General features: G+C 61.9%; 19 protein-coding genes. 7 read left to right on the forward strand and 12 right to left on the reverse strand.

Annotation, left to right across the window (positions count from 1 at the left end; translation table 11 throughout):
- From DYZ14_RS20910 to DYZ14_RS20920, 3 genes are all read left to right on the forward strand, one after another.
- Positions 1 to 345: 6-pyruvoyl trahydropterin synthase family protein (locus DYZ14_RS20910; protein WP_154722489.1), on the forward strand; the 345-nt coding region annotated here is incomplete at its 5' end.
- Positions 342 to 1,385, forward strand: a complete 1,044-nt coding sequence (locus tag DYZ14_RS20915) for a glycosyltransferase family 4 protein (RefSeq protein ID WP_154722490.1) — start codon at positions 342 to 344, stop codon at positions 1,383 to 1,385. The genes DYZ14_RS20910 and DYZ14_RS20915, both read left to right, overlap by 4 nt.
- Positions 1,382 to 2,182 carry a class I SAM-dependent methyltransferase gene (locus DYZ14_RS20920; RefSeq protein WP_154722491.1) on the forward strand — a complete coding sequence of 267 codons (801 nt, stop codon included), beginning with the start codon at positions 1,382 to 1,384 and terminating at the stop codon, positions 2,180 to 2,182. Before DYZ14_RS20915 ends, DYZ14_RS20920 begins: the two co-directional genes overlap by 4 nt.
- 202 nt (positions 2,183 to 2,384) lie before the next feature.
- Here DYZ14_RS20920 and DYZ14_RS20925 read toward each other — a convergent pair whose 3' ends face one another.
- The 11 genes from DYZ14_RS20925 to DYZ14_RS20975 all read right to left on the reverse strand — a co-directional run bounded on the left by DYZ14_RS20925 (position 2,385) and on the right by DYZ14_RS20975 (position 14,244).
- A complete protein-coding gene (locus tag DYZ14_RS20925) occupies positions 2,385 to 3,560 on the reverse strand; it encodes a M20 aminoacylase family protein (RefSeq protein WP_154722492.1) in 1,176 nt (391 codons plus the stop codon).
- A 2-nt stretch (positions 3,561 to 3,562) separates the two neighbouring features.
- A complete protein-coding gene (locus DYZ14_RS20930) occupies positions 3,563 to 4,168 on the reverse strand; it encodes a CoxG family protein (protein WP_154722493.1) in 606 nt (201 codons plus the stop codon).
- Between the two features lie 23 nt (positions 4,169 to 4,191).
- The gene (locus tag DYZ14_RS20935; RefSeq protein WP_154722494.1) at positions 4,192 to 5,073 is read right to left on the reverse strand and encodes an NAD(P)-dependent oxidoreductase; all 882 of its coding nucleotides are present in this window, start codon (positions 5,071 to 5,073) and stop codon (positions 4,192 to 4,194) included.
- Positions 5,070 to 7,460, reverse strand: a complete 2,391-nt coding sequence (locus DYZ14_RS20940; protein ID WP_154722495.1) for a xanthine dehydrogenase family protein molybdopterin-binding subunit — start codon at positions 7,458 to 7,460, stop codon at positions 5,070 to 5,072. Before DYZ14_RS20940 ends, DYZ14_RS20935 begins: the two co-directional genes overlap by 4 nt.
- Positions 7,457 to 7,939 carry a (2Fe-2S)-binding protein gene (locus DYZ14_RS20945; protein ID WP_154722496.1) on the reverse strand — a complete coding sequence of 161 codons (483 nt, stop codon included), beginning with the start codon at positions 7,937 to 7,939 and terminating at the stop codon, positions 7,457 to 7,459. The genes DYZ14_RS20940 and DYZ14_RS20945 overlap by 4 nt, the downstream gene beginning before the upstream one ends.
- Positions 7,936 to 8,814, reverse strand: a complete 879-nt coding sequence (locus DYZ14_RS20950) for an FAD binding domain-containing protein (RefSeq protein WP_154722497.1) — start codon at positions 8,812 to 8,814, stop codon at positions 7,936 to 7,938. Before DYZ14_RS20950 ends, DYZ14_RS20945 begins: the two co-directional genes overlap by 4 nt.
- A gap of 4 nt (positions 8,815 to 8,818) precedes the next feature.
- Positions 8,819 to 9,916: an ABC transporter ATP-binding protein gene (locus tag DYZ14_RS20955; protein WP_154722498.1), complete on the reverse strand. Its 1,098-nt coding sequence runs from the start codon at positions 9,914 to 9,916 to the stop codon at positions 8,819 to 8,821.
- 14 nt (positions 9,917 to 9,930) lie between these two features.
- Positions 9,931 to 10,908, reverse strand: a complete 978-nt coding sequence (locus tag DYZ14_RS20960) for a carbohydrate ABC transporter permease (RefSeq protein ID WP_154722499.1) — start codon at positions 10,906 to 10,908, stop codon at positions 9,931 to 9,933.
- Position 10,909: 1 nt separating this feature from the next.
- Positions 10,910 to 11,791 carry a carbohydrate ABC transporter permease gene (locus DYZ14_RS20965; protein ID WP_154722525.1) on the reverse strand — a complete coding sequence of 294 codons (882 nt, stop codon included), beginning with the start codon at positions 11,789 to 11,791 and terminating at the stop codon, positions 10,910 to 10,912.
- A gap of 256 nt (positions 11,792 to 12,047) precedes the next feature.
- A complete protein-coding gene (locus tag DYZ14_RS20970; protein ID WP_154722500.1) occupies positions 12,048 to 13,376 on the reverse strand; it encodes an extracellular solute-binding protein in 1,329 nt (442 codons plus the stop codon).
- 178 nt (positions 13,377 to 13,554) lie between these two features.
- On the reverse strand, positions 13,555 to 14,244 hold the full coding sequence (locus DYZ14_RS20975) for a TetR/AcrR family transcriptional regulator (RefSeq protein ID WP_154722501.1): 690 nt from the start codon (positions 14,242 to 14,244) through the stop codon (positions 13,555 to 13,557).
- A 181-nt stretch (positions 14,245 to 14,425) separates the two neighbouring features.
- Here DYZ14_RS20975 and DYZ14_RS20980 point away from each other — a divergent pair, with 181 nt between their 5' ends.
- Positions 14,426 to 14,737, forward strand: coding sequence for an NIPSNAP family protein (locus DYZ14_RS20980; protein ID WP_115671237.1), 312 nt, complete (start codon positions 14,426 to 14,428; stop codon positions 14,735 to 14,737).
- Here DYZ14_RS20980 and DYZ14_RS24685 read toward each other — a convergent pair.
- A complete protein-coding gene (locus DYZ14_RS24685; protein WP_195950062.1) occupies positions 14,689 to 15,030 on the reverse strand; it encodes an AMP-binding enzyme in 342 nt (113 codons plus the stop codon). The two genes, DYZ14_RS20980 and DYZ14_RS24685, sit on opposite strands and share 49 nt — an antisense overlap.
- A 345-nt stretch (positions 15,031 to 15,375) precedes the next feature.
- Here DYZ14_RS24685 and DYZ14_RS20990 point away from each other — a divergent pair, with 345 nt between their 5' ends.
- The 3 genes from DYZ14_RS20990 to DYZ14_RS21000 all read left to right on the forward strand — a co-directional run bounded on the left by DYZ14_RS20990 (position 15,376) and on the right by DYZ14_RS21000 (position 19,077).
- The gene (locus DYZ14_RS20990) at positions 15,376 to 16,077 is read left to right on the forward strand and encodes a helix-turn-helix transcriptional regulator (protein ID WP_195950064.1); all 702 of its coding nucleotides are present in this window, start codon (positions 15,376 to 15,378) and stop codon (positions 16,075 to 16,077) included.
- 218 nt (positions 16,078 to 16,295) lie between these two features.
- Positions 16,296 to 17,615: a nucleotide sugar dehydrogenase gene (locus tag DYZ14_RS20995; protein WP_154722504.1), complete on the forward strand. Its 1,320-nt coding sequence runs from the start codon at positions 16,296 to 16,298 to the stop codon at positions 17,613 to 17,615.
- Between the two features lie 10 nt (positions 17,616 to 17,625).
- On the forward strand, positions 17,626 to 19,077 hold the full coding sequence (locus DYZ14_RS21000; RefSeq protein ID WP_154722505.1) for a glycosyltransferase: 1,452 nt from the start codon (positions 17,626 to 17,628) through the stop codon (positions 19,075 to 19,077).
- Positions 19,078 to 19,096 lie beyond the last annotated feature (19 nt).

Consider the following 19,096-nt stretch of genomic DNA (forward strand, 5'->3'; position numbering starts at 1 on the left):
CCCGTTTTCGGCCCCGCCCAGGGCATGCACGGCGCCACCTTCGTGGTCGACGCCGCCTTCTTCACCCGCGACCTCGACGAGGACGGGCTGGCGGTCGACATCGGCGCCGCCACCAACGTGCTCGGCGAGGTGCTGAAGCCGCTGAATTACCAGAATCTCGACGAACTCCCGGCATTTTCCGGCAAGATCACCACGACGGAGGTGATCGCGAAACACATCTTCGACGCACTTGCGCGCGCGGTCGCCGACAGGAAGCTCGGACCGGGCAGCCACCGCATCTGCCGGCTGAAGGTGACGCTGCACGAGTCCCATGCTGCCCGCGGCTGGTACGAGGCCGATCTTTGAGCCAGAGCATCACCTTCGCCTATCCCGGCGATCTTTCCCTGAACACCGGCGGCTATGCCTATGACCGGCGAGTGATCGCCGGCCTCCTGGAAAGCGGCTGGTCTGTCCAGCGACTGTCGCTGGGCGAGGGCTTTCCCGCCCCGTCCCCCGAGATGAAGCGGGAAGCCGAGCGAAGGCTGTCGGCTCTGCCGGACGGTGGGCTCGTCATCATCGACGGCCTTGCCTTTGGCGTACTGGACGAATGGGCCGAGCGCGAGACCCGCCGGCTCCGCATCGTCGCGCTCGTACATCATCCGCTGGCGCTCGAGACCGGCCTCGACAGCACGCAGCAGAGCCGTTTCCACGACTGCGAGCGTCACGCACTGTCGTTTGCCAGGCACGTCGTCGTCACCTCGCCGATGACCGCGCGCACTTTGGTAGCCGACTACGGCATACGTTCGCACCAGATCACGGTCGCCATTCCGGGCACGGATCCCGCGTCCATCGCCACCGGCAACGGTGACCCGCCGCACATCATTTCCATCGGTACACTGACGCCGCGCAAGGGCCACGACGTCCTCGTATCGGCGCTGAAGGCGATGGAGCACCTGCCCTGGCGGGCAACCATCATCGGCAGCCAGACACTCAATCCGGAGACGGCCACGCTTCTGCGCCGGCAGGTCGAAGCACTCGGACTTGCCGATCGGATCTCGCTTGCCGGCGAATGCGACGATACGCGCGCCCTTCTGGCCGGCGCCGACATCTTCGCGCTGGCCAGCCGCTTCGAGGGTTATGGCATGGTCTTCGCGGAAGCCCTGTCGCAGGGACTGCCGATCATCGCCTGCCGGACGGGGGCCATTCCCGAGGTCGTTCCGGAGGACGCGGGACTGCTGGTGCCTGTCGATGACGTCGGCGCCTTCGCCCAAGCGCTCCACAGCCTTCTCACGGACAAGACGCTGCGGCGCGCGAAGGCCGAGGCAGCCAGGCGTGCCGGCGCACAACTGCCGGGCTGGACGACGACCGTCGACATCATCTCGACCGCATTGAGGGCCAATCCATGACCGGTTTCGACAAGGACTGGCTGGCCCTTCGCGAGCCCGCCGATCTTGCCGCACGTCATGACGGGCTGGTGGACGACCTCGCTCGCCATCTCGCAGGCATGGAAAACGCGCGGGTTCTCGACATCGGCTGCGGCACCGGCTCGACCTGGCGGAGCCTCGGTGATCGTCTGCCAGCCAAGGTGGGCTGGACGTTGCTGGACCATGACGCCGAACTGCTGGAAGAAGCGGAGCGGCGGATCGGCCAGAACGGCAAGGTCGCGTTCCGTCGGCACGACCTCAACGACATCGACGGCCTGCCGCTTCAGGGCATTGAGGTGGTCACGGCATCAGCGCTGTTCGATCTGTGTTCGGAGCGCTTCTGCGAAGCTGTCGCCGACCGGCTCGCATCCGCTCGCATCGGCCTCTATGCGGCGCTGAACTATGACGGGATCATGGAATGGTCCCTTCCCCACCCGCTCGACAGACAGATGGTGGACCTGTTCAACAGGCATCAGCGCACCGACAAGGGGTTCGGCCCGGCGCTGGGCCCCGATGCCACGGCCTGTCTCGCCAGCCTGTTTGCGGCACGCGGATACAATGTCAGGATCGGGAACAGTCCCTGGCGGATGGATGCCGGGTCGACCGCCCTGCACGTCGAACTGCTGAACGGCCTGCGCCGTCCGCTTCTGGAAATCTCCGAGCTTTCGGAGGAAACCGTCGCCGGCTGGCTGGAATACCGGCTTTTGGCCATCGGCCAGCCGGGCAGCTCATGCCGGGTCGGCCACACGGACATCATCGCCCTGCCGGTCTGGCTCTGATCCCCAAAAACTGGAGGAGGATCAGGGTGAGGTCGGCTTGGAATCATTGGGGAACGTGTTGCGCCGTGTTCGGTGCTCACATGGGAAGAAACGCCATCGTACTTCGGAAAGTCATCTCAGATCTTGGCCACCATTGAGAGACATCCACAATTCTTGGCGCCCTGTACGCCACGAACGACGAACCCGATGACGATGACGAGAATCATGGCATACTGTTTCTCGTCAGCGCCCGGCGTGCCACCTCGATCCAGTACTCCACACCGATGGTGAGCGCCTCGTCATTGAAGTCGTAGTTGGGGTTGTGCAAGTTGCGCCCGCCCTCGGCGCTGCCGTTCCCCATCCAGATATAAGCGCCGGGCTTCTTCTGCAGCATGAAGGAGAAATCCTCCGCCCCCATGCTCGCCGGCATGTCCTGGCGAATGGCGTCCTCGCCGGCCACGGCTTCGGATGCAGCACGGGCGATATCGGTTTCCGCCGGTGTGTTGATGGTGGCCGGGTAACGCCGCTGATAGTCGAATTCCACCCGCGCTCCGAAGGTTTCGGCAACCAGCCTCGCCCGGTGCCCCATCTCGGCCTCGAGCCGGTCGCGGACGTCGGGCGACAGGGAACGCGCGGTCCCCCTGATCAGCACGCTTTCGGGGATAATATTCCAGGTGTCGCCGGCGTGGATCTGCGTGATGCTGATCACCCCTGCGTCAGCCGGGCTCAATGTGCGGCTGACGATCGCCTGCCAGGCTGTGTTGATCTGCCCGGCCACCAGGATCGGATCGATGCCCTGATGCGGCATGCCGGCGTGGGATCCCTTGCCGATGATCTTCAGCTCGAAATTATCCTGCGCCGCCATCATGGCGCCGCTGTGGAGGGCGAACTGCCCGACAGGCAAGCCCGGCCAGTTGTGCATGCCGAATACGCAGTCGACCGGGAACCGATCGAACAGGCCGTCCTCCACCATGACCCGGGCGCCGCCTTCGTTTTCCTCGGCCGGCTGAAAGATGAAGACCACGGTGCCGCGGCTCGGCGGATCGGCGGCCATATGGCACGCCGCACCCAAAAGCATCGCGGTGTGGCCGTCATGGCCGCAAGCGTGCATCTTGCCGGGCGTCGTCGACGCATAGGGCACGCCTGTCGTCTCGGTTATGTCGAGGGCGTCCATATCGGCCCGCAGGCCGACCGACGGTCCATCGCCATTGCGCAGCACGGCAACGACGCCGGTTCTGCCGATGCCTTCATGGACCTCAAGACCGGCGGCCCGCAACTCGCGTGCGACAAAGGCCGCGGTGCGGTGTTCCTCGAAGGCCGTTTCCGGATGGGCATGCAGGTCGTGACGCCATTCGATCAGGCGCGGTTCGAGCGCCCTGACACTATCGGAAACCTTCATCGTTATGCTCCCAACAACAATGTGCCAGCCACGCCCAGCGCCGTTCCGACGAGCAGCCAGGCAACCCGGTCTATCAGCGCAATATGCCCGCCGCCGGCATAGGATCCCCCCGGCACAGCGGCGCCAGGCGCGCCCTCGCCCCGCTGCGGCACCTCGGAAAGACCTTTCCCCCCGGTGACGACGCTGGAAAAGGCCAAGAAGAAATCGTCGGCGTTCTTCTTGGCAACGCTCTGGATCAGCCGCCCGCCGACGCTTGCGAGTTTGCCGCCGATATCGACATCGGCGACATAGGCCAGCCGCGTGCCCTCGCCTTCTGGCGTCAGGCGGATCCTGGCCGAACCCTTGGCAAAGCCCGCCGGGCCGCCCTGCCCCCGCCCCGACAACGTGTAGCCGTGCGGCGGATCGAGATCGCTCAATTCCACCTTGCCCTTGAAGGTGGCGGAAACCGGGCCCACCCTCACGACCACAGAGGCCGTGAATTCGCTGTCACCGGTCCGCAGCATTTCGGTGCAGCCGGGAATGCTGCGCCTTAGGCTCTCCGGGTCGTTGAGCCCTGCCCAGACCTTGTCGATGGCCGCTGGGATCACATGTTCGCCAACAAATTCCATTGCCGTCTTCCCTGTTGCGCGATCTAGTTTCCGTAGACCCTGAAGATCGCCTGGGTTCCTTCTTCGCCAAATCCGCCCGCCGCCAGCTTTTCATAGAGCTGCTTGGCCAGCGCCAGCGCCGGCAGATCGAGCTTCATGCGCTCGGCTTCGGCAATGGCAATCGACATGTCCTTGATGAAGTGGTGGACATAGAAACCCGGCGCATAGTCGCCGTTGAGCATCTTCGGGCCGAGATTGTTGAGCAGGAAGCTCGACGCCGCCCCGGTGCCGATCGACGACAGGACCTGTTTCGCGTCAAGCCCGGAGGCCTTGGCGTAGGCAAGGCTTTCGCTGACGGCGAGCATGGTTGCCGCAATGGCGATCTGGTTGCACATCTTGGTGTGCTGCCCGGCGCCCGGCCCACCCTGACGCACAATGTTTTCGCCCATCAGCTGGAATAACGGCAACACGGCGGTGAAGGCCTCTTCAGTACCGCCGACCATGATCGAAAGCTTGGCCGCCCTTGCACCGACGTCGCCGCCGGAAACAGGCGCGTCGAGCACAGAGACCCCTTTTGCCGCTGCCCTGGCAGCGATCTCGCCCGCAAGGGTCGGGCTCGATGTCGTCATGTCGATAAGGACCGTCCCGGCCTTTGCCCGCTCCACGAGGCCGCCTGCGCCGAGATAGGTTTCCTCGACATCCTTCGGATAGCCGACGATCGTGATCACAACGTCACACGCGGTGGCAACGTCTCCCGCAGTATCGTGCCAGATGGCACCCCTGGCGACCAGTTCGTCCGCCTTGCTCCGGGTCCGGTTGTAGACATGCAATTCATGGCCGCCGTCGAGGATATGGCCGGCCATGCTGCGCCCCATGATCCCCAGCCCGATGAAGCCGACCTTTTTCCTGCCGTTCGTAACGCTCATGTCAGTTCCTGTCCTTCGTGCAGGGCCGTTCCGCTGCGCTCACGCAGCAACGACCGCAGATATTGCGGAGAAAGCGGCTGGCGATCCGCCACCACGCCAAAGGGCGCCAACGCATCATTGACGGCGTTGGTCACAGCGCCGATCGCTCCCATCACGCCGCCCTCGGCCATGCCCTTGATGCCGGCAGGCGTGCGCTTGTTCGGCGTGTGATGGTGCAGGATCTCGAAATTCGGCAGTTCGCAGGCCGTCGCCACCAGATAGTCGGCAAAGGTCGCGGACAGATTCTGCCCGTTCTCGTCGTAGACGACCTCCTCCAGCAGCGCGCCGCTCAGACCCATGGCGATCGCACCCTGCTGCTGGCCGCGCACCACGATCGGATTGATCACGGTGCCGCAATCCTCCGAGACCACGTATCGGGCGATGCTGAGCGCACCGGTGGCGATATCGACCTCGACTTCGCAGGCATGGGACGAGTTGGAATAGGTCATCGGCGGCGGATCATAGGTCAGCGAGAAATCGAGCCCCGGCGCCACCCCCTCGGGCAGGTTCGTCGGATCGAGATAGGCCGTGCGAGCGATATCGGCGAGCGACAGGCCCGTCCCGTTCCATTCGCCGTTGATAAGTCGCTCCACCTGCCCGTCGAGCAGACGAATCTCCTGCGCGGAGTTCAGGCCGAGCTTGTGGGCGGCGATCCGCAGCACCTGTTCGCGCGCCTTCTGCGCGCAGAGATACAGCGAGCCGCCACCCGCCGTACCTCCGCGCGCGCCACGGCTTCCCATGCCATAAGGAGCCACATCGGTATTGCCGATCTGAATCCTGACATTGGACGGGTCCACCCCTAGACCCTCAGCCACGGCCTGAGACATAGCCGTCTCATAGCCCTGTCCCGTCGCGCCGAGCCCGACGGAAGCATTGACCACTCCGCTCGGCTCGATCCGCACCCATGCCGCCTCGTGCCCCGAGCCGGGAATGCCGGTCGACTTGTAGAAGGCCGATCCATAGGTCGTGGATTCGACCACGGTGCAAAGTCCGAGGCCGATATACCGCCCTTCGGCGCGCAAAGCCTGCTGGCGTTTGCGAAAGGCCTCATAGTCAATCGCTTCGACCACGCTTTCGAGCGTCTCGGCCGGCGTGATGTCCTCCAGCACTTCGCCGGTCGCCATCCGATAGGGCAGATCGCCCTCGCGCAGCATGTTGGTCCGCCGGACCGCCAGCGGATCAAGGCCCAACTGGCGGGCGATGGCGTCGATTGTCCCGTCCATCACCCAGCTGGTAATCGCCATCGGCGCCCGCATCGGCCCGTTGCCGCATTTGTTGGTGAGCGCGATCTTCACCTCGAACGCATAGTCCTCGATCCGGTAGGGACCTGTCAGGATCATGGCGACGACGCGCGACATGTAGTTGGCCGGATAGAAGCAATAGGCGCCGAAATCCTCGGCGATCTCCAGCTCAAGTCCGAGGATCCGCCCGTCCGCGGCAACGGCAGCGCGGGTGCGGCACAGGTTCTCCCGCGCGTGACTTGCCGCCATCAGGTTTTCCGTGCGGTCCTCGCGCCAGCGCACCGGGCGATTGAGCTGGCGCGCGAGCGCGGCAACGCTCAGTTCCTCGCGGTAAAGCGCGATCTTCTGGCCGAAGCCACCGCCCACGTCGGGCGACATGACCGTGACCTGACTCTCCGAAAGCCCGAGCCGCGCGGCCAGCTGACTTCTTAGGGGATGCGGCACCTGGTTGCCGATATGGAAGGTCAGGTGTTCGCGTCCTGCGTCCCAGACAGCGGCGCAGCCGCGCGTCTCCATCGGTACATGGGTCTGGCGATGCTGATAGAAGGACGCCTCGACTATCGCATGGGCTTCGCCACGGCGCTGAGTGACGTTTCCGGCAGAGAATGTCTGGTGAGAAACCAGGTTGGAGGGCAACGTCTCGTCGACAAGTGTTGCACCCGGCGCAAAGGCGCCCTCCAACGACGCGATCGCCGGCAGCACCTCGTACTCGACCTCGACCAGTTCTGCCGCATCCTCGGCGATGTAGCGGTCGCGTGCCACGACGACTGCCACCGGGTCGCCGTGAAACCGCACCTTGTCGATCGGCAGTGTCGCTATCTCAGTCGGGTGAAGCCCTTCGATCGGCGGCGCCAGGCGCAGGCGATTGGTCCATTTGTCGAGGTCTTCGCCGGTAAAGACGCCGGTCACGCCGGGCAATTCCCGCGCCGCATCCGCCGAAATACCCAGGATTCGGGCATGGGCATGCGGCGACCTCACGAAACTGACATGCAGCGCGCCCGGCACGACAATGTCGTCCAGATAGCGCCCTTGCCCGGTGACGAGACGCTTGTCCTCCTTTCGCGCCAACGGCTTGCCGATGTAGTGGAAGTTACGAGTCTCGCTCACGACCGGACCTCCCGCATCGCCGCCGCGGCCTTCATGACGGCGGCAACGATGTTCTGGTAGCCCGTGCAGCGGCAGAGATTGCCCGAAAGAACATCGCGGACCTCCTCCTCCGTTGGATCCGGCGTATCGCGCAAGAATGCCTCGAAGGTCATGACGATGCCCGGCGTGCAAAAGCCGCATTGAAGCCCGTGTTCCTCATGCATGGCCTGCTGCAGCAGGCTCAGGCCTATTCCGCCCACCGCCTCGATCGTCGTGATCTCGTGCCCCTCCATCTGGACGGCATAGGTCAGGCAGGCTCGCGCCGGCTGGTCGTCGATCAGGACCGTGCAGGCGCCGCAGACCCCATGTTCGCAACCGACATGCGTTCCAGTCAGTCCGAGGTCCTCGCGCAGAACGTCGGCGAGCAGCTTGCGTGGTTCGACCATTGCCTCGCGGGTTTCGCCGTTTACGGTGAGAGATATCAATCGGGCGTCGCTCATGCTGTCTCTCCACGTGCGCGGGTTAGCGCTGTCGCCAAGGCCTTCTCGACCAGGGACGCGGCCACGTCCCGGCGAAAGGCTGCGGGGATCGACGCGCTGTCCTCAGGCGAGATGGATTGCGCCGCGAAGTTGGAAACGCCGGCAATCCATTTTCCGCTTGGCATAGCCCCGACCTCGGCCACCGCCGACACATCGAGCCGCAACGGTACGGAACCGACGCCGCCAAACGCCATTTCCAGGGACGCCAGCCTGCCGTCGCTGTCCAGCAGCAGCGTCACCGCAACCGCGACGATGGCGAAATCGCCACGTCGACGGCTGAAAAGCTCGAAGGCCCAGCCCGAATTCGCCGGCAACTGCGGAAACCGGACCGAGGTCACCATCTCGCCATACCCGACATCGACCGTCATTACGGACCGGAAGAAATCGACGGTATTGATCTCGCGTTGTCCGGAAAGCCCGCGCACCACGATCTTGGCTCCGCCCAGAACCGCGATCAGCGGCATTTGCGCAGCCGGATCCGCATGGACCAGGCTCCCCCCCAGCGTGCCGCGCTGGCGGATCGCGTAGTGCCCGATTGTCGCCGCCGCCGCCGCCAGCAGAGGATGTGCACGACGTACTTCCGGCGCTGTCGCCACCCGCTGATGCCGGGTCATCGCGCCGATTTCCAGCGCGCCGTCGGACATTCTCACGAAGTCGAGTTCGACAAGGTCATTCAGGTCGATCAGATGCTCCGGCCGGGCGAGCCGCATGTTCAGCATCGGGCCGAGGCTCTGCCCGCCCGCGATCGGCTTGGCCCTGTCGCCATAGCGCGCGAGAAGGCCAAACGCCGCCTCCAGAGTTTGCGGTCGATGATAGTCGAATGACGCCGGTTTCATCCTGCTATCCGATCAGGCTCATCTCGCTGTCGGCGTCGAATACGTGCAACCTGCTCGTATTCGCCGAAAGCTTGATCTGGTCGCCATAGTTGTGACGCAGGTCCTTGTTGACGCGGAAGAAGAGCTCCTGGCCCTCCACCTTCAGACCGAGAAACTGGTCCGAGCCGACCGGCAGCACGGACGTCACGGTACCGCCGATCACTTCACCAGCGGCGGCCTCGGCCCGCTCGTCGACGTCTTCCGCGCGAATGCCAAGCCTCACCTTGCGCCCGTCGTAGTTCAGCAGTTTCTTGCCGCGCTCCGGTGCGAGATCGAGCCGCGTTTCCCCGCGCACGAAGGTGACTTTTTCGCCTTCCACGCTCAAGACCCCGTCGAGATAGTTGATCGGCGGATTGCCGAGGAACGACGCAACGAAGGTGTTTGCCGGATGTTCGTAGATTTCATCCGGGGTGCCGATCTGCTGCACCCGGCCGCCGCGCATCACCACGATGCGGTCCGCAAGCGTGAGCGCCTCGGCCTGATCGTGAGTCACGTAGACGAAGGTGGTCTGCATGCTGCGATGCAGCTCCTTGATCTCTGCGCGCATGGAAATGCGCAGCGCCGCATCCAGGTTCGACAGTGGTTCATCCATGAGGAACACCGCCGGCTTGCGCACCATGGCACGTCCAAGCGCCACGCGCTGCCGCTGCCCGCCGGAAAGCTGGCTCGGTCGCCGGTCGAGAAGATGGGTGATCTCGAGACGCTCGGCCGCGTCGCGCACACGGCGGTCGATATCGTCCTTCGGATGTTTGCGCATCACCAGGCCGAAGGCAATGTTCTCGTAGACCGTCTTGTGCGGATAGAGCGCGTAGCTCTGGAACACCATCGCCACGTCGCGGTGATGCGGCGGTGTGTAGTTCACCGTCTCGTCGTCGAAGAAGAGATTGCCTTCGGTGACTTCCTCAAGACCGGCGATCATGTTGAGGGTGGTCGACTTGCCGCACCCCGAAGGCCCGAGCAGGACGACGAATTCCTTGTCCTTGATCTCGAGATTGAGATTCTCGAGCGCGACAAACCCGTTGGGATAGCGCTTGGATGCGTTTTCAAAAAGAATGCGGGCCACTGGCGAACTCCCTGTTAACCCTTCACCGCGCCGGCTGTCAGACCGGAGACGATGTAGCGTTCGAAGATGATGGCGACGATCACCGGCGGCACGATCGCGAGAAGACCCGCCGCGTTGATGAACGAGAAGCTGATGGTGAAGTCGGACGTGAATGATGCAAGCACGATCGGCAGCGTCTGGGATTGCGCCGTCTGGGTGAACATCAGGGCCAGAAGGAATTCGTTCCAGCTGGTCAGGAAGGCGAACAGGATCACGGCGACCAGCGAAGGAAGGGCGAGCGGCAGATAGACCTTGGTCATGGCCTGGAAGCGCGAGCAACCGTCCACACGCGCCGCCTTGTCCAACTCATCCGGAAGCCCTTCGAAATACTGGATCAGGATGAACACCGTGAACGGCACCGTGACCGCCAGATAGGTGATGACGAGCGACAGGATGTTGTCGAGCAGGCCGAGATTCTTGATGACCAGGAAGAACGGCACGACCAGCGCGATATCGGGAATGACCCGCGTCGTCAGGATGAAATAGACAGACCCGGACCGTCCCAGGAAGCGGATCTTGGCCATGGCATAGGCCGCGGGAACGCCGACCAGCAGGTTGAGGATGACGACCAGGGTCGCCACGATGAAGCTGTTGAGCATGGCAGGCAGCAGGTTGCGCGCCGTCGAGGGAATATAGTTGCCCGAGGCGGGATCCTGCTTGCTGCGCGTCTCGTAGGTGACTTCCTCGGCGCCGGCCGTAAAGATCGCCCTGAAATTCTTGAGCGTCGGCTCGTCGGGTATCCAATGCGGCGGAACCGATACGATCTCGGCTTCGGTCTGGAGCGAAGAGGATACGAGCCAGCCGACCGGCGCCAGGACAACGAACAGGATAACCAGCGATCCGAGAAGAATGATGCCGCGATGCAGCCACCTGAAGATCTCGCCGCGCCGCTTGTAGTCGATGCCGCTCGACCGGGAGGGCTTGCCGGCAGGATTGTGCTGAACCGTTGCCATGTTAGATGCTCCTGCCAAGGGTTCTGATGATGAAATAGGCGAGCGCAAACGTCACCAGCGCCAGCAGGTAGGACATCGCGGCCCCCGTGCCGAAGGACAGATTGCGGAATGTCTCGACGTAGATCTCCCAGGAGAGCACATGGGACGCCGTACCCGGGCCGCCTTCGGTCAGAATGAAGAAGAGATCGAAATGGCGGATCGCCATCATCGTCTCGTAGATCATGACCAGCATGAATCCGGTCCGCATCGAGGGAAGCGTCACATGGATGAAGCGTTGCCACAGCGGCGCGCCGTCCACGCGTGCGGCCTGATAGAGATCTGCCGGAATGGACTTCAGCGACACCAGAAGCAGGATTGTCGCAAGCGGCACTTCCTTCCAGACGAAGGCATTGGCGATCAGCGGCAGCGTCTTGTGCTGGTCACCGAGCCAGATCATGTACTTGTCGATGAAACCCAGCTGGTAGAGCAGGCCGTTGAGCGCGCCATAGCCGGAATCGTAGATCCATTTCCACATCAGCGCATCGGCGACATAGGGAATGGCCCAGGGGATCAGCAGCACCGTGCTGACCAGCCTGCGGCCGCGGAAGGTCTCGTTCAGCAGCAGTGCGGCCAGAAGCGCCAGAAAGGTGATGGCCGTCACCGACATGACGGTAAAGGACACCGTGCGCAGTACGGCGGTCCAGAACAGCTGGTCGCCGAAGAGTTCCAGATAATTGTCCAGCCAGACGAAGGGCGTGCGATTGGGACGGGTCAGCTTGATCTGAAAAAAGCTCAGATAGAACGAATAGGCGATCGGGAAGACCGCGACCAGCCCGAGGACGGCCATGACCGGTGCTATGAAGAGATAAGCCGTGCGTTCTTCATAACCAAAGTGCCGCCGCATGCTTGTCGCCATTCCCGCTTTTGTCGTCATCATGATGCGGAGATCCCCCGTAGACTTACGGCCGCGAACTGGTGGCCGAGTTCCGATTTCACGTGCCCGCATGAGGCATGCGATATGTCCGCTAAAACGCGATGGGTTCGACCCTCGCCCGGCCAGCAGTTTTTTGCTTTTTCTCGCGGCATCGAAGGTCGACAACCGCCCGCCGAACTGAGGATCAAGCGGCCCGCCCTCGTCGCGGGCCGCTCCGGTCCGCCCCTTAAGCCTGAGACTTAAGATCGTCCCATTCTGCGCCCGCTTCCTTCAGGGCATCCGCCGGCGTGGCGTTGCCAAGGATCGCCGACTGCCAAGCCGCGCCGTTAACCTCGCTCCAGTCGCCAAACCAGGGCGTGATGACGTCCTTCTTCTGGGCGAGAGCCTGCTGCTTCTGGATCATCTCCACGTCGCCATACTTGTTGTAGGCGGCGCGCACATCGGCATCCTGGAACAGCGGCTTGACGCCGAAGCCGGAACCCAGATCGAGGAAAAGAAGCTTCTGGAATGTGTACTCGCCGTTCGCCTTGCCGCCGAACCATTCGATCAGCTTGGCCGCATTGTCGGCGCGCGCCTTGTCGGCCGCCGCCTGCGCGGACATGCCGTGGAAACGCATCCACCCGACCGTCGCATGGGAACCGTCCGCGCCCATCGGCATCAATGCCTGTTTCGCGCGGCCGGCGATCTGCGACTGGCCGGGGTCATTCAGCATGGCGAGGCGGTACTTCGGCAGCAGTGCGAAGGCGTGATTGCCTGCCGCGAACGCCTTCAGGCCGTTGAGTTCGCCGATTTCCACGCAGCCTGGCGAAACGATCTTGTGCTTGCTGACCGCGTCGACGACCCACTGGAGGGCGGAAAGGGCCCCGCCCTTCTCCTCCTGCATGATCGAGTCACCCTTGTCATCCGTGAAGCGTCCGCCATGCGAGAAGACCATGGCCGACATGAACTCGATCAGCCAGCTTTCCTTGGCCATGGCGAGCATCAGCGGGAATTCGGCAATCCCCTTCTGCTTCATCACCAGCGCCTGCTCGACGAGTTCATCCCAGCTCGCGGGAGGCGCGGAGAAGCCGGCGGCGGAGAGCTTTTCCGCATCGTAGATGAAGCCCATGTAGTCGGTGTAGTAGGTGAGGCCATACTGCTCACCCTTGTAGGTCATGGAATCAGTGCAGAAGGCTTCCGCATCGCTGTTATAGGCCATCAGGTTGTCGTAGGCGTTGATCGGAGCAATCCACTTGGCCTCGGCCCATTCCGGCAACCAGGCGTCGGATACCCACAGGACGTCCATAGGCGCCGCGCCGACGAACTTGGTGACCATGGCGTCGCGATACTGTGCCCAGGGGGCATTCGCATAATCGACAGCCAGACCGCTGGCCTTCTCGAAAGCGGCAAGGTGGCTTTTCACCAGATCCACTGCCGCCGACCAAGTCTGATAGTTGATGGTATTGCCCGCGGCAAAGGCACCCATGCCCGGTAATGCGAGCGCAGCACCTCCGGCAAGCGCCGAAGTCTTGAGAAATTCGCGCCGTCCGATTGCGCGTCCGAACCCAGTTTTCATCCTTGTTTCCCCTTTTTTACATCAAGACCGCGCCTGTCGCAGCCCGCAGCCGCGGAGACATTTTCGACCTCGATGAAAAAAAGCTAACAGCGATTCTGTTTGTCGTCAATTGACGACTTACGTCGAAGGGACAAGTTTCCGCTCGGTGTTTGCCTCCACCGAAAAAACAGGCCCCGATTTACTTGAATTGCGTGACCATGGCGTCGAAACCGCTGAGGAACGCGCGAACATGCATGTCGACAACCTGGGCCTGCGGCGTGATCAGGCTGGCGCGGTAGATGTGGCGACGAATGCCGTAGTGGGAGAGCGCCCCGTGGATTGTCCAGCCGATCTCATGGATCGCCTCGGGTTCCATGCCAAGCGTAATGCCGCGTTCGCGCGCCGTTTCGGTAACGATCGTCTCCGTCAGCTTGGTGATGATCGACGAGATATAGTTCGGCGCCATGTCGGCCTCGGCCAGCGAGGAATAGAGGAAAAGCCGCAGCCACTGCCGGCCGAGCACCGTATCGAGATAGTCATTGTAGAAATCGTTCAAGCGGTCATGCATCGGTCGGGAGCGGTCGCTCAGTTCCGCGAACCAGACTGCCTGGAAAGGCCCGAGAATCGCGGTATCATAGACCTCCCTCAGCAAATCTTCCTTTGTCGGGAAGAAGCGGTAGAGCAGCCTTTGCGAGATACCGCATTCGGCCGCGAGTGCCCGCGTCTGCGCCGTGAGACCGTATTCGGCAAACAGTTCGGTCGCCTTTTCCAGGATCTGCGCGCGGCGTTCGGCATAGGGCATGCGTTTTTCCTTCTTCTTGCCCCTGGCTGCGCTGATCTGTGCGGCGCCGGTCTGACTTCCCCGCAAATTGGTGGATTTGGCCTTCAAGTTATCCTCACTCCCGGCGCTGCACGCCTCTCGGTCCTGGACGACTCATATCATTGAACCGCTTCCAACTATCAATAGAGCGCATTATGTCGTCAATTGACGAATTAATGTGCGATGTGCATGCTGCAGGAATTGGAACCGGCGAGACCGGAAGCTGGACTGACGGTAGAGGAAGACCCAGATGATCTACGAGCAGCGAATTTACGAGATGAAGCCGGGCTCGACCGGCGCGTTTCTGAAGGTCTATGAAGAGGAAGGCCTCGCCATCATCACACAATACGCGAAGCTCGTCGGCTGCTGGACAAGCGAGAGCGGCGTCTTGAACTCGGTCGTCTTCCTCTGGGCCTATGAGGATTTCGGCCATCGCACCGCACAGCGTGCCAAGATGGGCGCCAATCCGGCGTGGCAGGCATTCGTGCCCAAGATTCTTCCCTTTCTGGTTCATCAGGAGAGCCGCTTCCTGCTGCCCGCGCCGTTTTCTCCCCAGGCGTGATTGCATGGCCTGCTGTGCGTGTACGTCAAAGGCGGTTGATCCGTCAGCAGCACGTCACGTGGCACCTTGACCGCCGCCAGAGGCCCGGCGCACCACGCCTTCAACTGTTCGGGTAGCACATCGGCCCCGTCGCGAAGCTTCACAGCCTCGAGGACGTCCTCGTTACTCACTTCCCCGGGCACGCCGACCGCGGACGCCAGTTCAACATCGGGGTGTGGCAGAGGAACGCGGTCGGCCTCCGCACCGCAGACATTCTCGCCGCGGAGGCGGATGATATCCTTCCTACGCGCCACGAAGTAGAACTTCCCCGCGTCGTCGCGCCTGTCGATCGCCCGTGCGGAACCAGCCGTCCGTGAACGCGGTCTGCTCCGGGTCGTCGAAATATTCGATCATCCGCACCGAGGTCTTTACCCAGAGTTCGCCCGTCTCCCCTTACCTTGCCCCTTTGTTTCAAATTGAAGCAAAACCGTGCCGCACTGCAAAAAAAAATTGACATTTTCCATGAAGACGGCAGCATAGATCCTGCTCTCTTTTAAATGCAGGTAAGTAAAATCCTGCACGATGACGGCGCCAAGGGGTCTGAAGCGCCGATCATTATGGTCTTGGGGGGAAAGTTTCGCATTTCATGGGGAACTTTCATGGACAATCACGACAAGCTCCGTCTAGCCACGATTGGAGCCGACAAAGAAACAGTAAGAAAAATACGCGACAATGTCGCTCTAAGCCGCGTTGCGATCGTTGTCGACGAAATCATGGAATTCGAGAAGCTTAACGACTTTTTGGTGCGCACACTGCCAAATATTGTCGTCGTCGGAATCCGCAACGATATTTCCGAATTCGATGGTCGCGTCGTCATACGCGGCCTCAAGGCGGTTCGCAGCCAGGCGGCTGTGCTCTACGTCGTCAAGGACGACCTGATCGACCAAGTCCCGGCCATGTACGATGCCGGCATCCACAACATCATCCTCGAATCCGACGTGGCGACGGAGTTATCTCGCGCCGCCACGATCATCGGTGGCGCCGGAAACTATATCAGCCGGCGGATCTTCACCCTAATCCGGGAGCCCAACATCCGCTCCTTCTACGCCGCTCTCAACGGCGCGCCGCTCTTGAGTCCGGGGGAGACGACAGGTGGTCAACTGAGCCTGAGGGAAGAGCTGGTGCTGAAACTCTTCGCCTTCGGCTTCAGCACCAAGGAAATCGCCGCAGAGCTAAAAATAAGCACAAAGACGGTAGAAACATACAAATCCCGTGCATCTGCAAAACTTTCACTCACTTCACGCGTGGCAATCGTAAAATATGGATGCAACAGAGGGTGGTTTTCCGTTCTGATAAACTGATCATTATTGAACAATATTAGATTTATGGTCTCGTTGTATTTTTCGAGGCAGGATACTCCCTGTTCTTAATTCAGAAAAACGTCCTATTTCGGAACTTTTTCTCTTTTTCCTGACTTGCAAGGGTTTTTCCCGGACATAAGCTGGGCCTAACGAAACGGGCTGCGAAAGAGAGCCGCATCCCAGATCGTCATCCAGGGGACTTCAGACGGGGAATCCAAATGGCAAACATCAGCATTTTCGGAATTGGTTATGTCGGCGTGGTGTCGGCAGCCTGTCTGGCCAATGACGGCCACACTGTGGTGGCGGTCGATGTCGACCCCACGAAAGTCGACAAGGTCAACGGCGGCGAAACACCCATCGTCGAGGCTGGTCTCGATACGCTCATCAAGAAGACCGTCGACCTGGGCCGGCTGAGCGCAACACTGGATGTTGCCGAAGCCATTCGCACGACCGACATGTCCTTCGTCTGCGTTGGCACTCCGAGCGATCCCGACGGTTCCATCGGGCTCGCCTATGTCAAGCAGGCCTGCATCCAGATCGGCAAGGAAATCGCCCTGAAGGACGGCTTCCATTCGGTCGTCATCCGCTCGACCATCGTGCCGGGCACCATGGAAGCGGTCTGCATTCCGCTTCTCGAGGAAGCCTCAGGGCGCATTGCCGGCGTGGACTTTGGCGTCGGCTATTATCCGGAATTCCTGCGCGAAAGCACCGCCATCGAGGATAATTACAATCCAGGCCTGATCGTCTTCGGCGCCCTCGACGAGCCGACACTCGACATGCTGAAGGCGATCAATCGCGATCTTCCCTGCGAGATCAACGTCGTCTCGCTTTCGACCGCCGAAATGATCAAGTACACCAGCAATTCTTGGCGCGCGACCAAGATTAGCTTTGCCAATGAAATCGGCAATATCGCCAAATCACTTGGCATTGACGGTCAGCAGGTCATGCGGGTGCTGTGTTCCGACGGCAAGGTGAACATGTCGCCGTATTTCATGAGGCCGGGCTTTGCCTTTGGTGGCTCCTGCCTTCCCAAGGACGTCAGAGCGTTACGCCATCTGGCAGGCGCCAAGTCGACCAGCACGCCGCTGCTCGACGCGGTCCTGCTGGCCAATGCCCGCCAGATCGAACGCGCCGAAGCCATGGTGGAGAATACCGGAGGCCGCTCCGTCGGCTTGGTCGGTGTCAGCTTCAAGGCCGGCACGGATGATCTGCGCGAAAGCCCGCTGGCCGATCTTGCCGCCCGTCTGATCGCTAAGGGATATGAACTCAAGATCTACGATCCGAGCGTCCGGGAAGCCTACAATCATCACATGACAGGCTCGGGTCGCGGCAACAATGCCATTCCGGATCTGAAGGACCGGCTGGTCGAGGGCATCGGCGAGTTGATCGACCAATCGGACGTGATCCTCCTTGGCAATCGTTATGAAGAGACGATCAATCCGCTTTCGGATGCGATGAGCGAGAAATCCTTCGTCGACCTCGCTCGGCTACGGGCCGGACTGCGGTCCAACGGCCACTATGAAGGCATCTGCTGGTAGGAGAGGGCCGATGCTAGGACATGCGCTCTATCTTTCGGCACTGGCACTTCTCGTCTTGATTCTGCCTCTCCAGCAATTGTCGGCCCATGCGGGTCTTGCCGCGACCGTCGGGCTGATCGGTGCCTGGCGCTATGGCTGGGGCCTCGTCAACTTCGTGCGCGCGCATGTCTTTATCCGCCTCGTTCATCCAGAAAGGCGGAAAGCCGCAGAGGCGCGCTATCGCCAGCAGACCATCCCCGCCCATGCCTTCTTCCTCGTGACGAGTTTCAAGATCGAACCGGAAATTTCGACCCGGGTCTATCGGTCGGTCTTCGCAGCCGCCAAGGCATCCCGCGGGGATGCCACCATCATTGCCTCCGTGGTCGAGGCCGCGGACGAGCGCCTGATCCGCCGGCTCTACGAACTGACGCCCGGGATGGCGGAAAAGACACGGCTGATCATCGATCGCATCCCCGGCACCGGCAAGCGCGATGCGCTGGCAACCTCGCTTCGCCTGATCGCCGGGCAATGTCCAGGCGAACGCGACATCGTGATCCTCGTTGATGGCGACAGCTGTCCGCCCATCGACATCGTCGAACGCACGGCCCCCTATTTCACCGAGCCGGGCGTCGGAGCGCTGACCACCGACGAGCGCTGTGAGGTCAGCCAGGGGCGTCTGTTCCGCCACTGGTTCAATCTTCGCTTCACCCAGCGCCAGATGATGATGTCGTCCATGGGGCTCTCGCGCCGGATCCTCACGCTGACGGGACGCATGTCGGTCTTCAGGGCAAACCTTGCCTGCAACGGCGATTTCATCCGCTGTGTCGAGCACGACAGCCTCGAACACTGGCGCCTGGGCCGGGTGACCTTTCTCACCGGAGACGACAAGTCCACCTGGTTCTGGTTGCTGCGCAACGGCTGGCTGATGCTCTATCTGCCCGATGTCGCCAGCCTTTCGATGGAGACCCAGCCGAAACCCGGTTTCGTCCCGTCCGCCGTGACGCTCATGGTTCGCTGGTTCGGCAATATGCTGCGCACCAATGGCCGTGCGCTCGCGCTCGGCCCCCGCCGGATCGGCGCCTTCACCTGGTGGTCGCTTCTCGACCAGCGGATCTCCATGTGGACCACGCTTCTCGGTCCCGCCACCGTCATGGCCGCGGCGGCATTGATCGACCCCGTCATCCTACCGGCCTATATCGCCTGGGTTCTGGCCACCCGATATGTCTATTGCCTGGCCATGGTCAGTTTTCTCCCCGCATTTCCCATAAGCTACCCGTTTCTCCTCTACTTCAGTCAGGTTGTCGGTGCGGCCGTCAAGACCTACGTGCTGTTCCGGCTCGACCGGCAAAAGTGGACCCGGCAATCCGGCACGCGGCACACAACGCGACCACCTCTCCCGACCCATCTCAAGAATCTCTCGTCATCCTATCTGCATGCCCTCGCCACCGCCTGGCTTCTGCTCGCGGCCTTCGCTCTGAGTTGAGCCCGTAAGAAAAGGAAGA

Source organism: Ciceribacter sp. T2.26MG-112.2, from assembly GCF_900492205.1.
GTDB lineage: Bacteria > Pseudomonadota > Alphaproteobacteria > Rhizobiales > Rhizobiaceae > Allorhizobium > Allorhizobium naphthalenivorans_A.